Raw genomic sequence first — 17211 nt, forward strand, 5'->3', positions numbered from 1 at the left:
AAAATTTCCACACACCCTCCAATTTTCGGCTCCCTTTAGGGCAGGGGAAAAACGAAAATTTCCACACACCCTCCAATTTTCGGCTCCCTTTAGGGCAGGGGAAAACGAAAATCTTCACACACACCCTCCAATTTTCGGCTCCCTTTAGGTCAGGGGAAAAACGAAAATTTCCACACACCCTCCAATTTTCGGCTCCCTTTAGGGTCGGGGGAAAACGAAAATCTCCGCACACCCTCTAATTTTCGACTCCCTTTAGGGCCGGGGAAAAACGAAAATTTCCACACACCCTCCAATTTTCGACTCCCTTTAGGGTCGGGGAAAAACGAAAATTTCCACACACCCCAATTTTCGGCTCCCTTTAGTCCCGACGCTTCAAGAGGGGAAAAACGAAAATGTGCACTTTTAATCGTTAGTCGATTTCCAACACTCAAGAACCCATAACCGATAACAGAAAACAGCTTACTACCAATATTGAGAACGGAACACGGATGACACGGATTTAAACTGATGAAAACAGATCCCTACATAAGAAATCAGCGAAAATCCGCCCAATCCGTGTCATATGTGTTCCAATATTAAATAACTACTCCCCTTACCGAACATTCATAAAGGAAAAACCGAAGCCACTTTGTGCACTTTGCATAACCTTTGCTCCCTCTGCGGTTAAAGCATCTATCCCCGCAAAAACCCAACAAATAAAACACGATGGACTTCAAGTCCATAGATTTGGTTTAGCAGGCTAAAAGTCTGCAAGGCTAGATTGTGAAAAACCAGTAAAGTTTCGCCACTGATCCACTGATTAAAAATAATTTTTGAAAATCTGTGAATCTGTGGCGAAAAAACTTTTTTAGAAGCTAAAGCGAGATGCACTGAAAGTGCATAGTTTTAAACTCTATTTGAAACCAATAAAAGGTTCTGCAAAAAAGCAATATTTAAAAAGCTAATTGTCAGCTTAGTTTATCCCGACAGGAACGCTTTCAGGAGAATCGGGAAGTGATTTTTAAAATTGCGTTAGCTATTTTAAAATCGTATCGAAAACCGCTTACTACATCAAAATTATAAACCAATAGACTTAAAACTTTCCCCCTTCGGGGGCTAGGGGGATTTAAAACTCCCAGTCAATCCCATCAAATCCTGGCAAAATCAAATCCTTCTCAGAAACAATAACTTCATTAGCATCCACTTGCCAATCAATATTTAGCGTAACATCATCATAACGGATCCCTCTCTCACTTTCCTTATGATACAACTGATCGACTTTATATAGTACCGACGCCGTTTCACTCAAAACAGAGAAACCGTGTGCAAACCCGTGAGGCACCATCAATTGTTTTTTATTCTCCGCACTTAGCACCACACTAAAATGTTGTCCGTAAGTAGCTGATTTTTTGCGCAAATCGACTGCCACATCCAAAATTTCCCCTTGCAATACACGAACTAACTTAGCCTGAGCAAAAGGATTAATTTGCAAATGCAATCCACGAATCACGCCTCTTTTTGAAAAAGATTGATTGTCTTGTATGAAATCATACATAATTCCATTCTCATGGAACTTGGCTTGATTATAAGCTTCAAAAAAATAACCGCGTTCGTCTTGGAATGCGGTTGGATTGATGATTACTAAATCTTTTATTGTAGTTTTTTCAATGGTCATTATATAATTTTATTTTTTAAAAGATTTAAAAGTTTTTAACAAACCTTCCTCTGCTGTTACTGGTAAAGGTTTACCAACAGCGGTTATGATTTTATCATTACTCACCACATAATTCTCAGTTAGTTTCTGCAAACGCTCCGAATTAAGGGGCAAATACAAATGATCTCCTAATTTAGCTACTCCTTTAATCCAAGAAGACGGAATATTCAAAACCCTACTTTTCTTTCCTAAACTTTGGCCCAACAAGCTAATCAACTCATTGGTCGAAAGTGATTGATCATCTGCAACGTTATATATGCCAGAACGAATAGTTTCGTTTTCAAGTAATTCTTTAATTACAAAACACAAATTTTCGACACTTAAAAAAGAACGTTTATTTTGAAAATCACCCAACGGCCAAGGCAATCCTTTAGAAACTAATTGATATAATAAATTTAAATTTCCTTTATTACCGGGCCCGTGAATCATACAAGGTCTAAGAATATATATCCTTTTCCCTTCCGGTAAAGTTGTAGATAAGATATATTGCTCCGCTTTTCGTTTTGCAATTCCATAATGGGTTTTAGGATTGGGAACAGCAGCTTCAGTCAATATACCTTCCACTTCATCTGCTACAGCTTTAACAGTACTCATAAAAATAAAAACAGAAACTTCAGAGACTAAAAAAGCATCAAACAATTGCTTGGTCAATTCAAAATTAGCATCATAATAATCCTGTGGACTAGATACCTTCTTTAAATCATGTGCTTTACCTGCAAGATGAATGATAGCGTCCGCTTTTATATTAAATCGCTGATTGGCTATATAACGAATACTCATAGTTTCTATTTCGTGTGAATTCGTTAAATAGTTTTGAAGATTCTTACCTACAAAACCTGTGGCTCCTGTGATGGTGGCTTTCATGCTATATATATATCGTAATTAGTCACAAATTAATATTTTATAAGCTTGTTGACATCAAAAAAAATAAAAAAACTCTATTAATTGGTTGATTCAAGTTATAGATGCAACACTAGAACTTTAAATTCACTAAACTTTTCAATAGTGTTTAAGAAATTAGATTTTTTTCTAGGTCTATTATTTAATTTTTCAACAACCCACCTAATTAATTCTCAAACTTATGTGAAAAAAAATATTAATTTAGATTAGCGCTTTAAAATCATTTATAAGTTTTAATTGCTCCTCAACAAAGAAAGAACGAGAATAAGTCTGCCGATTAATTAAACAATTTGAAGATAGTAAATCAAGTACATTTCCATTAATAAATAAATATTTCAATTTTTCAACAATTTTATCTACGTCATTTGATTTTGAGACGGACTTAATTAAATATCCATTAACATCATTTCTCACCACATCCGAATTCCCTCTTTCATCTAACGTAACAACAGGTACTCCCATCGCCAAAGCCTCTACTATACAAACTGGTAATCCTTCTTTCTTGCTTGGAAACAAAAAAACATCTGTAATAGCTAAATACTTTTCTACTACTGACGTATAGCCTACATTAATGATATTTTTATTTATAACTAAATCAATCTCTTCTTCTTCTGTGAGTCCTGTTGTATGTATCGGGTCTCTACCTCCAATTAGAAGTAAAATTACTTCACCAGGAAATTCCTCTACCAATTTTAAAAAACTATGATAAACCAAATCAAATCCTTTGAACTCAACAAACCTCCCCGTATAAGTTATTACAAACTTACCCTCGATATTTAAATCTTTTTTTAAATTTGATTTATCTAATTCCATAAATCTATTCCTATCAAATTTTATTATATCACAACCAACTCCACAAGAATTATACTTAAATGTGTTTTGCGTGAACATAGCGCTTACCAATTCATAATCTTTATTATTGATTAAAAACCTTTTATCAAGCCTCATAAAACAGTATAATTCTACAATTGTAAACATAGCCTTCTTAATACCGCTACTGGCATTCATTCCCAACCCATGAAATGCCCCCCAATACTCAATATTTCTTTTTCTAAAAAAAATTGAGGGAAAAACTCCTGTCGTAAAATGTGCATAAATCAAATTTGGACTTACTCTTTTAACTATTTTTCTAATTGCAGATGCAGTTTTCATCAATTTTACAATTGAAGTTGATCTTGGTATATCTACAGTATGAAAAGCCAAATTATATTTAGTATAATCAAACTTATCAACAATATTTATCACATTGGAACCAGAACAGATAATATGGATTTCATTTTCAGAACTTAGACTTACTGCAAGCTCAGCTAAGAAATTATTAAAACTCCCATAATCTGTAATAACAATTATAATTTTCATGATATTTAATATCTAGTTTAAAAGTAGAGCTATAAGTTATAAATTAAGCCCCGAAAAAATCATTTATTTCATCTAATTTCTAACTTAACGCTATCACTTTTTATATCTGAAGCAAGTAATCCTTCAAATTTTGAGTCCTCAATTATATACGAATTATTAGGGTTAAGCGACAAAAAAGATATTTGCTTTCCGCCAAAATTAATAAACCTACACTGAAAAAATGAGGTGCTTCCATCTGCAAAAAAGAAGTTAGTATTATTCCCGTTTATAACAGAATTTTTAACATTGATTAAACCTACTGCACTCTGGTAAGCATTATGCCTACCATTAAAATCCAAAATTGATCGATTTACATATATCTTGGCTGTGCTATTATAATTTAAAAATGCCAAGGCGTCTCCAGCATCGTTGCCATCGTTGTAAGCGACTTTTATGACGCAATTGTCCAAATACATTACTGTTTTATCATTAAGTACATTGGCAATTCCAAAATTAAAATCTTTCATGTTAACATTTACAATCTTAAATAATGTAGCGGCAGTTTCTTCAATATGCAAACATTTTGCATATCCTTCTATATCCAAATTCTTCAAATTAACATTATAAGGAAATAAAGAAAACTCAAAAGTTAATGCTGATCTACTTCTTTTATTTTTTTGCTTTTTCCCAATAAAAACACAATCTTCAATTGTAATAACAGCATTTTTATTTACCTTAGCGTGATATATTGCATCACCAAAAGCGTCGAAATCACTACCATTTACAAAAGCTGTATCCCCTCTTCCTCCTACATTAATAAACTTGCAATTTAAAATTTTACTAGCAGACACTTCATGAATTCTTAAGCCATAACCTTGTATATTCCTAAATTCACAGTTCTTAAGTTTAACACTTTGCGCAATAAGTTGAGCTCCAATATAAATTGTTTGTTTGTAGGATAAAAATCGCTCTAGGTGTTTTACATTGGCTCCATCAAAAATTAATCCTGATATATCTATTGATGTGTTGTTAAGTTCTTCCAGATTTTCAAAACTATCTATTGAATTCATTTTTCTTCCAATAGATAAAAATACATTTTCTGTAAATGCAGTTAATTTGTAAGCTGAGCTACTATTAATAATTTCAGGCATAATTACAGCCTGATTTGAGATTATTTTAATTTTATCATGGCTTGACAAACTAACTCTTATGGTCTTATTTAATCTATAATTAGTACTTGTCCGTGGAACATATAGCGTTTTATTATTTTTTACACAGTAAACAATTGCTTTTTGAAAGGCATCTGAATCATCAGTAACACCATCACCCATTGCTCCAAAAAACATAACAGAAATAGTATTTTTACCGACCTTTATATTCTTAACTTCATTTCTGTTAGATATAGAAAAAAAGGATAAAACACTGCATAAAATTATACTTAAAAACTTTATTTTCATTTTTTTATTAATAAAGTTAAAATATTTCTTCTAATATATTTAAGCTTTTCAAATTGTTTCAACGTGACATACTTTCTAAAATTTACTTGTCTTTTTTGATAAAGTGAATCAAAGCATTTTATAACCCCTAGGTGCATTGCTCTTAAATTTGAAGACAATCCTTTATCACCAAATGGCTTTTTAAATTCCACGTTTCGAGCACCTATGTAATCTAACAAATAAACTTTGTTATTGTAAGCTATATTTAACCATAAATAATAATCCTCAGAATATCGCATACTTACATTAAATCCTCCACTGTCATAAAAACAGTCTTTATTTAAAATAACACATGGTGTCAAAAAATAGTTTTTCCAAAGCAGTTGTTCAAATGAAACAACTCCACTAAATTTAGTATATCCTGAAGAATACTTGGTTGCAACCATTTTATAATCATCATTGTTCTCCAAAAACTTTTTCGAAATCAATATATGATCTTGAAACCATTCATCATCACTATCCAAAAAAGCGACATGATTACTAGTAGCCAACATAGCTCCTTTATTTCTAGCGATAGATGGCCCAGCGTTTTTTTGCGCTTTAAGTATACAATTAATATTTAAGTTTGAATTTTTAAAAATTTTATTAATAATCGATATAGAGGCATCATCGCTTCCATCATCTATAACTATAATTTCATTTACAGATTTTGATTGAGAAAATACAGAACGAAGGCAAGCCTCAATTGTTTTCTCTGCATTATAACATGGAATAATTACAGAGATGGTTAAAGAATTCATATTATACTTTTGAGGTTAAGAGCTAGATTTTTTATATCGTTATTCGCTTTAAACTGAACCATATTATTGTTGAAAATTTCAAGATCTTTTTTATACTCCCCATTTTTCAGATTCATAATTACAATTTCTAATTCTTCCATAGTATCGCATAAAAAACCCATTGCTCCGTAGCTATCAAATAGCCAGTTAAAATAATCATTCTTGATTGAGATTACGGGGACACCCAATCTTATAGCTTCAAATATTGCACCACTGGCGCATAACTGATAAGCTGTATTATCGTAGAAGAAAATAATGTAATCCAATTTTGAAATTTCAAATTCAAACTCTTTTTGAGAAACAAAAGAGTTTGAATAAAATTTTTTAACTAAATCAGTCTCATATTGATGAAGCTCTGGCAGTACCTTTCCTATGGTCACAAAGCTAATTTTACTTTTTAATATGTCCTCTTTGAAATAATTTGCCAACGAATAAATATAATTTGAATTTTTTGACAACATTTGTGTTCCTATAGCACCTATTATTAAACATTCACTATTATTAACAGTTATGAGATCTTTTTCAACAAAGAAATTGTAAGGGTGTAAAATTGAATAAGTTCTTTTTAAAATCCGCTGTCCAATTTTATCACTTAAACTTTTTTTAATATTATCTCCTAAAACAATGTACTTAGTTTGCTTTGTACTTAAGTTCATACCAAGCCTTAAAACAAGACCAAATATAATTTCAATTATACGTTTATTTTTAACTTTTAAATACTCAAGCTCCCCATGTAATATGATTAAATGCTTTCTATCTCTTTGAAATAACAGAAGAAAATTTAAAAAAAAATGACCCGTTGGAAACAAACAAGTCCATATGTACAATTCATTGCCAAGAGACTTTCCTTTACGTAGCGATTTAATAATTTGCAAACTTTCTCCAATTATTCTTAAACCCCAATTATACTTTTTCTCATTATAATATTTTTCATAAGACAAAAATTCTAAATTACTACACTCACTATGTGGTAGACTCTTCTTTAAAGCAGCAATATGCTTAGCCTCTGCTCGGAAAACTATTCTCTTAGAGGGATGTAACATGGAAACCATTTGAACAAAACAGCTATTTACCTGAAGGTGGGCTTCTCCGTTATGAACCACTTCGCTAATCATTATTATCTCTTTCATTAAAAATTAGTTCTTTCTATTTTTTTATCAAAAATTGAATTGTAAGGAACGTATAAATCATAATAAGAATTGACTAAAGCACTAAATCTTGCCCATGAAAAAAACATTACTATAATAAAAACAAACACCATCTTTTTTTTTGCAGTCTTAAAATAAAATAAAACATAGCTTATGAGAAAAATTTCAAATAAAAGGAAGGGAACCGCAGCTCTTGCAAATACAGCTAAGTCTTTTGCAAACAAAAAATATATAACATTTCCTATCATATAGAGATTAAAATAGCCTTGAAAATAAAGGAACTTTCCTTCTGATCTATTTTTCACATATATAAATATAGGAAGTAATAAAAATCGTTTAGTAACCCCCAGTAGATACATAACAATAGGGTTGTTAGTCGTATTAAGAACTTCACTGTCTTCGTTTAAATAGTTATTTATTTTTGCACCAATAAAACCATCAAGGCCCAAAGCTTTTAAAAATAAATTTAAAATAAGTCCTCCTATACCCATTAAACCAAAAACAACACTAAATGCAATAAGATAATAAAATCTTTTATCGCTTACTTTACTCCAATAAAAATAATAAGCAAAAAAGAACAAAATTGACGAATAATGAATGCTTGTAGCTAAACCAACAAATAATATAAAAAACAATGGTTTTTGCTTTATTATAAATACCGTACTAAATAAAGTTAGTGATATAGCTAAGTTTTGACGAACAGCAAAAATATCAGCAAAGTAATAGCAATAGAAAAGTAAAACCAGTGTAAAAAAAAATTCTTTATGATATTTATAAAAGTAAGAAAACTTTAAGAAAATACATAAAAAGGAAAACACAGCTAAAAAAACAGTATAATTAGATGTGTACTCTCTTATAAAAGATAGCATTGTCACATATCCTGGTTCAAAATTGATCACATGTGCTTCCGAAAAATAAAAAAAAGTATCATAATAAGAATTCCAATCCGTTCCTGTTTCCCATCTGAAACTGGCAAATGCCCACAAAATCATGAAAACAAATATACCTCCAGAAACCAAAAGGAGTTTTCTGTAAATTGATGGGGTACGTATATAATCGCTAAAGCTGAGAGCTAATAAAAATAAAAATAAAATTATATAAGTAAGCAATGGTAAAATTTATTAAGGTGCATTTTAAATTTGAATACTATGTTTTTCAATTATATGCGTTTTAGATATGAGATTTTAGCCGTAATTAGTATTTATCTCATTAATGAATATAGATATTGGCTTCGTTCTTTATATGAAATCCTTTTATCAAATAAAATAGGTACCCTGACAATAAAAAGAAGCAACCTAAAAATATAATAATTAACTTTCACAGAATTTTTTTTAAAGTATTTAAACATACCGTCATGATACATAATTCGTTTTTTTGCTGAAAAAGCAGCTTCAGAAACACTGGCTCCCTCTAAATGTATTATTTTTGGTCCTTTAATCAAAAACTGTTTTAATCCCAACTTGCTTATTTGCTTTTGTAAATCTGACTCTTCATAATACATAAAAAAAACGGGGTCAAAACCATCAATCTTCAGAAACAAATCTTTTAAAAGAAACAGATCAGCTCCTGTAATATAATCCACTTCAAAATAATCATCATATGCAAATTCTCTTTTTTCCCTTTTGTATGGTGATTTAAAAGTGTTACACGAATAATTATTAACATACTCAAAAAGAATTCTTGATTTAGAAGGAAAACTTTCGGATGAATGATTACTCTTTCCTTCTTTATCTAACAAAACTCCTCCCAAACAACCAATATTCAAATTCTTATTACTCCTAAAGAAGTACAAAAGCTCAAACACAGCATTATTCAACAAAATAGTATCCGAGTTTAGAAGAAACAAAAATTCCCCTTTAGAATATTCAACCCCCAAATTATTAGCCTTACCAAAGCCCAAATTTGTTTTAGATTCTATAAGTACAACATTTGGAAAATTAGACTTTATATACTCTGTAGAACCATCGATAGAAGCATTATCTACTATAATAACTTCAAAATTTATATCAAAAGTGTTTGCATACACTGATTTTACACAGTCCGCTAACAATTGTTTTGTATTGTAATTAACTATTATAATTGATACATCCATTTCTAATTTTTTAATTTAACGTGTATCAGGCTGTCGATGTTGCCACATATCTTTGTCCATGAAAAATTTTCATATGCAAAATTCTGAATTAGTTTACAATCATTAGATAATTTTTCTACATCCGATACTTTTTCTTTTAATATTCTAGACAACTCCATGAAATCTCCAATCGGAAAAATCCCTCCCAATCTACCATCATCTGTGACATCATACGCTGTATTTAAATCTGTAGAAATAATATTACAACCTGATTTGATAGCCTCAAGATAAACAAGAGGAAATCCTTCAGATCTTGAGGATAAAATAAAAATTTTAGCCGTGTTGTATCTCTCTTTTAAAATATTGCGATCTAAAATTGCTCCAGTAAAAACAATTCTTTTTAAAAGACTTGGGTTAATTTTAAAAAAATTAGCAATATAACATTTAAATCTATCCTCAATTGGCCCTATAACTTCTAATTTCCAATTCTCATTATCCTTACAAAATTCTCTAAAACCTTCTAGCAGTACTTCATTATTTTTCTCAAACGTTCCTATGCGACCTACGGTGATGATAATGTTTTCTTTATCATTAAACGATATATCATTTCTTACGCCATTATCATAAAAACCATTAGGAATATATTGAATTTTACCTCTAAAAATATTGTTTTCTTCGCAGTATACATGTAGGTTCTTACTTTCTAAACTCAATAAATCAATTTTCTTTAATAATACATTATGAAATATTTGTTTTACAAAGCTAAACTTCCAAGTCTTGATGGAATCATTTACATCCATCTTTAAATAAACTCTTGCTTTTTTGTTTCGAAAATTTAAGATTTTAAAAACACACAACAAAAACAATTGTTTAACCGAAAAATGATAAACCTGCAAAATATCGTATTTCCTAAAATTAAAAAAAATAAAAACTAACGAATTTAAAAAATCACTTTTAAACCTCTTTCCAATAAAAACTTGTTTTAATCCTTTAACATCAGTTTCCAAATATGAATATTTTCCATTATTATAACTCGCAATTGTGGAATCATACCCATAATCCTTGTAGAGCACATAAGGAATCATACCCACATCTTTAATAAGGTGAATGTTTTCACATGGAGTAAAAATTGTTAAAAATCTGATTTTTTTATTCATTTGTACCCATATTAAGATATCTAGCATACAACTTAATCATTGGTGTATGACATATGATAACTTTGATAAAACCTTTAATTCCAGCATTAATTAAAAATTTAGAATGATATCTTGCTCTTTCAAAATGTCCGTCTCTAATAAAAATACTGGTTAAAAAATGATGGTGCAATTCCAGTAATCTTTTAGTATCAATAGTTTTAACAGGATATTTTTTAATATAATATTTCTTTATATCTAAAACTGAATTTTCAAACTCTTCAGTTTTTCTAAAATCAGTTTTGTTATTACTTAGTGAACCCTCCGCAACTGTATAAGTTATTGTTTCAGTAGAAATATACTTGAACTTTGTATGCTGAATCATTTCCAGCCACATTGGGTAATCTTCCATAAAAAAACCCAACGATTTAAATTTTTTAAAATCTATATGTTTTTTAAAAATATCATTTCTAAAAAGTACAGTACCTGCCGAAATAAAATTACATACAATTAATCGTTCATAAGCATCTTCTTCAGGGTTAGAAATAATATTTGAATTAGAAAAAATTTCATTCCCACTTACTGGGTCAAATTTAACGATTCTATAATCCGTAAAAACTAAACCATAACTCTCATTATTCTCTAAAAACTTAACTTGCAATTGTAATTTATTTGAATTATGCCACCAATCATCTCCAGCACAAGTACTTATATACTTTCCATTACATAAAGCCAAACAATCAGAATAATTCTTAATCACACCTTTATTTGGTTCTTTAGCCATGAGACGGATAATATTAGGGTATTTCTCAGCATATTCTTCACAGATCAAACGTGTATTATCAGTTGGAGAAGCATCTTCTCCTATAATAATTTCAAAAGAATAATCAGTTTGTTGCGATAAAATGCTATCAAGAGTGCGCCCAATTGTTTGTTCTTGATTGTAACATAATACAATAACAGAAATTAAAGGAATTTCATTTTCAACAATCATAAACTATCTATTTAACCTTTTACTTAAAAAATCATTCAGAACCATCTTAATTCCCAATCGCTTATCCAATTCAATATAAGAGTGCCAAACTGAAAATAATATAAATCCTGAACCTAACAAGTAAGAATAAGGTTTATCTACAAATTTCACAACTCCAAAACAACTAATCGCTAATGAAAACTGAATTGCGAAGATCTTTAAAAAGGAAGTGTTAAATGAAAAATGATACTTTATTTTACTCAAAAGAAAAACTTGGGAAAAATAAATAAAGTAACCTACAAAAAATGAAATCCCTAAACCTGTTAATCCCCAAAAATAATATCCTGCTAAATCAAACATAAGCATATATAAATTTCCACACAAATCATTCCAAAAGAATATTTTAGTAGCTCCTTTCGCCAATAATATAAAGCCTATAGCCCAAGCTGCTGCCTTGAAAAACGTGGCCACTGCTAACCACAAAACCATATCTTCAATAGCAACAAACTTAGTAGAGTATAAAATAATAATTATAAGTTTGATAAAAACCAAGAACATCATAATGACAGGTCCTAAAATCAAAATTGAAATTTCAGCTTGTTGGTTAATCGTTTTTTTACATAACTCATTTGATTTTGCTACTGCCGAAAGTCTTGGAAAATAATCCGTAGCCATAGCTGTAAAAACTAAACCAACATAAGTATTGATTATAGCAAACCCCGCAGTAAACAATCCAACTTGATCAACACCCCCTCTGTTACTAATAAACAACTGAATTATATAAGTAGCCGCTGTTACAAATAAACTACTAAGACTAATCATAAAACCCATTTTTAGCATATTTTTTCCTTCGGAAAAAGCTAATGATTTAGTCAAATTAACCCGACTAATTTGAACTTTTCTAGCAAAATACCACGAAATAGCAAACGAAACAAAAGATGCAATAATTAGAGCGGGGACAATACCATCAACCCCCAAACAGTAATACAAAGGGATTGTAACTAATAATCCCAAAACACTGCCTGAAAGACTTGCTTTTGCTAAATATTTTATTTTTCTCATTCCTTGTAGAACTACCAGCTGTCCTACATTAAGTTGATTGAATAATAAAGTAATAGAAATCAATACAAAAGACCATATATAATTACTAGTCCCAAAAGTGATCTGACTCAGCCATGGTGAAAGTAACAAAACTATCAATGTACCTAAAGCCCCTGTCACCCAAACCCAACGTCTTAAAACGGTTATGACCAAAGCAACACGAGTTTCATCTCCACTACTATTAGCTGCTGAAACATCTCTAACAGCAATAGTTCCCAATCCAAAATTTGTAATTCCGCCAATTAAACCTGTCGCTGAACTAAGCAAACCAACAATTCCCATCCCTGCTGAACCAAGGAATACAGCTATAAATTTAGAACGTATAATCGAAATCAAAATAGTAAAAATTTGAACACCTCCAAATATGGACGTGGCTTTAATTATATTACGATAAGAAGATTGGTTTTCACTCATAGTTCTTTAAACAGTACCAGAAGAATAGTTGTTCAAGATTTCCACCACTTTCTCCACTTCTTTCTTACTCATAACTGGACTAATTGGTAAACTTAGTACCTCATTGTGCATTTGTTCAGTAATAGGTAATGAAAAATTATTAAAATCAACATAACATTCCTGTAGATGGGGCGGGGTTGGATAATGAATTAGGGTTTGTACTCCATTTTCTGACAGATAATCTTGTAATTCTTTACGATTGTTGCTACGAATAACAAAAAGGTGCCAAACATGTTCAGCAACTACATCTGCTTTCGGAAGTATTATTCTAGAATTTTTGATATTCTCAAGGTAATAAGCTCCAATTTTTTGGCGCTGTAAGGTTTCCTGATCTAAATAACGTAATTTGACGTTTAAAAATGCCGCCTGCATTTCATCCATACGGCTATTTAAACCTTGATATTGATTAACATATTTTTGAGCGGAACCATAATTAGCCAATGTACGAACCACTTTTGCTAATTCAGCATCTTTTGTAGTTACTGCTCCAGAGTCTCCTAAAGCACCCAAATTCTTTCCTGGGTAAAAACTAAAACCAGCAGCATCACCTAGATTACCCGTTCGAATACCATTCCATCGAGCTCCTATTGCTTGAGCATTATCTTCAATTAGTTTTAAACTATGCTTACCAGCCAATATTTCTAATTCTTGATTCCAACAAACGCTACCATACAAGTGAACTACCATAATAGCTTTAGTCTTTGAAGTAATTTTGCTTTCAATCAAGTTCAAATCTAAATTATAAGTGTCAAAATCGGGCTCAACTAAAACTGGCGTTAACTGATTGTCTGTAATAGCTAAAATAGAAGCAATATAGGTATTCGCTGGGACAATTATCTCATCGCCTGGTTTCATTACACCCAATTCAATATATGCTTTAAAAATAAGACGTAAAGCATCTAAACCGTTGGCAACAGCTACTGCATTTCCTCCTTCTTGAAAAGACACCAAACCAGACTCAAATTGCTTTACATGATCTCCTAATAAATACCACCCACTATCAATAACTTCAGCGGCAACTTTTTTGAGTTCTTCTGCATATTGAGCATTGACTTTTTGTAAATCTAAAAATTTTATCATACATTAAAATTCAATATAATTTTCTTTTATTATTTTCAAACAACTATATAAACAAATCGTCCATATATTTTTATTGCCTTAAATTTAATATTAGACGGTAAAGATATATAAACGACAATCATAATTTTAGCTCTTTCACAAATGGTAAAAATTTTAGCTACATACACTAATTGTAACGTATTTTTTGTTATTCATCTACCTTTACTGCCTGCAGATAAAGGTTTATAAATTTTATTTACTAAACAGCAAAAACGAGCTAATTTTTAGCTTTTACTGTAATTGATTTGCAGTTTTCTGATGAACGATATACTATTAATTTCTATTTGACAACTTTATATTTTAAGTATTTATGAGGAAAGCATGAAATCCATTGGCTAACTAATGTAGTGCTATTCTGTTACTACAGTAATAAAAACATCTAATTATTTTCATACTTAAAGTAAGCAAAATAAAAACCTTAATTAATAAATCCCTCTATTAGAAATAGTATGCAAAATATTAAATTCTTCAACAATACTTTTAATTATTTCGCTTTTCGGCATAACATTATTTAGTACATATTCAATAATTTCATTTTCAAAATTTTCAAAACCATATTTTTTTATTGCATAGGTATTAACTGAAATGGCTTTGCCTGGTATGAACCTCGAAAAAGGTTTTACATTTTTAATTGCAGCCGCATTAGTAGCAACTATTGAATAATGGCCAATGACGCAATGTTGGTGCAAGGCAGCCCCCATCCCTATATTTGATCCCTTTAATAATTTTGATATACCGCCAACTACAACATTTGGTGCTAAAGTCACTTGATTTGAAATTCTTGCATCATGAGGAATATGAGACCCATGCATAAAAAAACAATCATCCCCAATAACAGTTAGTTCCTCATAGCAAGGCTTCTGCACCGCAACATGCTCTCTAAAAATATTCCTGTTACCGATGATAATTAATTTATCACTGCTATCATGCCTTGGATCTTTAGTATCTTCACCTGGAGTTCCAATCACGACATGAGGTCCAATCCAATTATCATCTCCAATTTCTAATGGTCCTATTAAAACGCTATAAGGTAAAATCTCATTATTATTTCCTATTTTGACATCACCCTCTATTATTACAGTTTTATGTATTTTATTCATAGTTTAAAATTTTTAAATTCTTCATAATCTCTGATATAATCACTCTCCGAATAAGAATTCGATGCTAAAACTAAGCATATACTACCACTCGAAAAACCTTTAATTTCCCTCCAGATACCAGGTTGAATATGTAATGCTTTTGAAGGATCATTCAAAAAAAACTCTTTTTTAGAAAGACCGTCGTCTAACACAAATGTAAAAGAACCACTGGCTGCAACTATATACTGTTGCAGTTCATAATGTCCATGCCCTCCTCTATCAGCCCCCATGGGAACATCATATAGATAATAAATCCTTTTAATATCAAAAGGAATGTTTTTACTATTTTCCAAAACAGTAATATTACCTGCATCAGTGTGCACTTTAGATAAATCTAATATCTTGCAATCAAAAACACTATACATTTTTCAATATTTTAAATTCCTTAAAATCTCTGATGTAATCTTCCTTCGAAAAAGTCTCACTAGAAATATGCAATGATAAAGAATTAGTTGAAAAATTCTCAATATGTCTCCACGTTTGGGCTGGCAAATATAAACCGTAATAACTTCTATTTAAAGAAAATTTTTCAGTGCTACCGTCAGCATTTGTTACAACAACATCAAAACTTCCGCTTATGGCTACAATTATTTCTTTTTGTTCATAATAAGCATGACCTCCTCTTATTTCACCTCCAGGCACATCATAAGTCCAAAAAACTCTTTGAATTTCAAATGGAATTTGGTTAGGAAACTGCATAAAAGTTAAGTTCCCTCTTGGATCTTGAATTTTTGGAAAATTTAAAATTACCGGCTTCATATTATCAAATATATAAGATAAAATACTATTTAAGAATCAATTTAATCAACCTAATAAAAACCAAATAAACAACTATTAAAAGACCTGCTAATAATCCCCCAAATACAATTCCTTTCGCCTTCCCAAACTTTTCTTTTTTCAAAGGTAAAATAGGTCGATCAATCACTTGAATCAAAGGGGTTTCTTTACGCAACGTTACTTTAGCCAGTTCCGTTTGTTTGACCAATTCAGCTAGTATGGTGGTATTCGCTTGTACATCTACCTGCCGGCGAGCCGATGGCGCACGACGTACATTCATCGCGGGATTTAACCCAAAAGTATTATCATTAGCAACTGCTACCCCTGTAATGGCTCCATTCAATTCCCGGCGAATAGAATCGGTTTGACGTTCTAAAATAAGCATGTTCTCTCGCGACTTCTTGCTTTTAGTCTCAATATAAAAATCAGAAACTTTTTTAACTAAGGCTTCGGTAAAATATTTAGCAAACAATTCATCGGTAGAGGCTACATCAATCGATATAATAGCAATTTTCTTGTCTTTTTGACCAACAGTCAAACCATTTGTAGATAAACTACCATACATCACTCCTAAAATACTATCTTGAACTCGAGTATAGTCCTTACGGTCTTCATTGGGTAAAAATTGAAGACTAGCAAAGTTGGGCTTGTCTTTCCAACTGTCTCGCCACCCATTATTTTGAATATACATCTCAGCCAAAGAAATTTTCTTCCCTTCATAGGTAACCGCAGTTAATAACGTTTGCTCCACCATCGAGCGGGATTTAAACAACTCAGTTAAATTAGATCCCGTGAAGATACTTCCTCCACCGCCACCTAAATCCAAACCAAAAGAACTTGCCAAACCCAACGCTCCGCCTAATCCACCGCCACCTTTTTCATCTTCTAAAGCAAAAGACAAAGTTGCCGTATAAACCGGTTTTTTACTGTAAGAATACGCTAACCCCAGAGTAGCGCCAATAATTCCAGCTAGAACAATAATTTTCCATTGAGAAATTAAGTAGGAGAACCATTCCTGTGCTTTCTCTATTAATTCCTTTAAGGATATTTCGTCGTTTACAGTATTTTGATGATCCGTGTTCATATCTCTT

The 17211-nt window shown here is 31.1% G+C and carries 16 protein-coding genes; all 16 read right to left on the reverse strand.

Features of this window, described 5'->3' with window-relative positions; translation table 11 throughout:
• Positions 1-1105 precede the first annotated feature (1105 nt).
• Positions 1106-1654 carry a dTDP-4-dehydrorhamnose 3,5-epimerase gene (rfbC, locus tag BMW63_RS15035; protein ID WP_074724295.1) on the reverse strand — a complete coding sequence of 183 codons (549 nt, stop codon included), beginning with the start codon at positions 1652-1654 and terminating at the stop codon, positions 1106-1108.
• A 9-nt stretch (positions 1655-1663) separates the two neighbouring features.
• The gene (locus BMW63_RS15040; protein WP_074724296.1) at positions 1664-2557 is read right to left on the reverse strand and encodes an NAD-dependent epimerase/dehydratase family protein; all 894 of its coding nucleotides are present in this window, start codon (positions 2555-2557) and stop codon (positions 1664-1666) included.
• Positions 2558-2794: 237 nt separating this feature from the next.
• Complete coding sequence (locus BMW63_RS15045) at positions 2795-3952, reverse strand: glycosyltransferase (RefSeq protein WP_074724297.1); 1158 nt, start codon at positions 3950-3952, stop codon at positions 2795-2797.
• A gap of 68 nt (positions 3953-4020) precedes the next feature.
• Complete coding sequence (locus BMW63_RS15050; protein ID WP_074724298.1) at positions 4021-5388, reverse strand: glycosyl hydrolase family 28-related protein; 1368 nt, start codon at positions 5386-5388, stop codon at positions 4021-4023.
• Complete coding sequence (locus tag BMW63_RS15055; RefSeq protein WP_074724299.1) at positions 5385-6167, reverse strand: glycosyltransferase family 2 protein; 783 nt, start codon at positions 6165-6167, stop codon at positions 5385-5387. Before BMW63_RS15055 ends, BMW63_RS15050 begins: the two co-directional genes overlap by 4 nt.
• Complete coding sequence (locus tag BMW63_RS15060; protein WP_074724300.1) at positions 6164-7336, reverse strand: hypothetical protein; 1173 nt, start codon at positions 7334-7336, stop codon at positions 6164-6166. Before BMW63_RS15060 ends, BMW63_RS15055 begins: the two co-directional genes overlap by 4 nt.
• A complete protein-coding gene (locus tag BMW63_RS15065) occupies positions 7336-8463 on the reverse strand; it encodes an EpsG family protein (protein ID WP_139174264.1) in 1128 nt (375 codons plus the stop codon). Before BMW63_RS15065 ends, BMW63_RS15060 begins: the two co-directional genes overlap by 1 nt.
• Positions 8464-8555: 92 nt before the next feature.
• A complete protein-coding gene (locus BMW63_RS15070; protein ID WP_074724302.1) occupies positions 8556-9446 on the reverse strand; it encodes a glycosyltransferase family 2 protein in 891 nt (296 codons plus the stop codon).
• A 2-nt stretch (positions 9447-9448) separates the two neighbouring features.
• Positions 9449-10582, reverse strand: a complete 1134-nt coding sequence (locus BMW63_RS15075) for a glycosyltransferase (protein ID WP_074724303.1) — start codon at positions 10580-10582, stop codon at positions 9449-9451.
• Entirely contained in the window at positions 10575-11552 is a 978-nt protein-coding gene (locus BMW63_RS15080) for a glycosyltransferase family 2 protein (RefSeq protein ID WP_074724304.1), read from the reverse strand. The genes BMW63_RS15075 and BMW63_RS15080 overlap by 8 nt, the downstream gene beginning before the upstream one ends.
• Positions 11553-11555: 3 nt before the next feature.
• On the reverse strand, positions 11556-13046 hold the full coding sequence (locus tag BMW63_RS15085; RefSeq protein WP_074724305.1) for an O-antigen translocase: 1491 nt from the start codon (positions 13044-13046) through the stop codon (positions 11556-11558).
• A 6-nt stretch (positions 13047-13052) separates the two neighbouring features.
• Positions 13053-14165 carry a DegT/DnrJ/EryC1/StrS family aminotransferase gene (locus BMW63_RS15090; protein WP_074724306.1) on the reverse strand — a complete coding sequence of 371 codons (1113 nt, stop codon included), beginning with the start codon at positions 14163-14165 and terminating at the stop codon, positions 13053-13055.
• A 461-nt stretch (positions 14166-14626) separates the two neighbouring features.
• Positions 14627-15304 (reverse strand): LbetaH domain-containing protein, encoded by a 678-nt coding sequence (locus tag BMW63_RS15095; RefSeq protein ID WP_074724307.1) that lies wholly within the window; start codon positions 15302-15304, stop codon positions 14627-14629.
• Complete coding sequence (locus BMW63_RS15100) at positions 15301-15708, reverse strand: sugar 3,4-ketoisomerase (protein ID WP_074724308.1); 408 nt, start codon at positions 15706-15708, stop codon at positions 15301-15303. Before BMW63_RS15100 ends, BMW63_RS15095 begins: the two co-directional genes overlap by 4 nt.
• On the reverse strand, positions 15701-16102 hold the full coding sequence (locus tag BMW63_RS15105) for a sugar 3,4-ketoisomerase (protein WP_074724309.1): 402 nt from the start codon (positions 16100-16102) through the stop codon (positions 15701-15703). The genes BMW63_RS15100 and BMW63_RS15105 overlap by 8 nt, the downstream gene beginning before the upstream one ends.
• A gap of 25 nt (positions 16103-16127) precedes the next feature.
• Positions 16128-17204, reverse strand: coding sequence for a Wzz/FepE/Etk N-terminal domain-containing protein (locus BMW63_RS15110; protein ID WP_074724310.1), 1077 nt, complete (start codon positions 17202-17204; stop codon positions 16128-16130).
• Positions 17205-17211 lie beyond the last annotated feature (7 nt).

This window comes from Flavobacterium frigoris (assembly GCF_900111075.1).
GTDB classification, from domain to species: Bacteria; Bacteroidota; Bacteroidia; order Flavobacteriales; family Flavobacteriaceae; genus Flavobacterium; species Flavobacterium frigoris.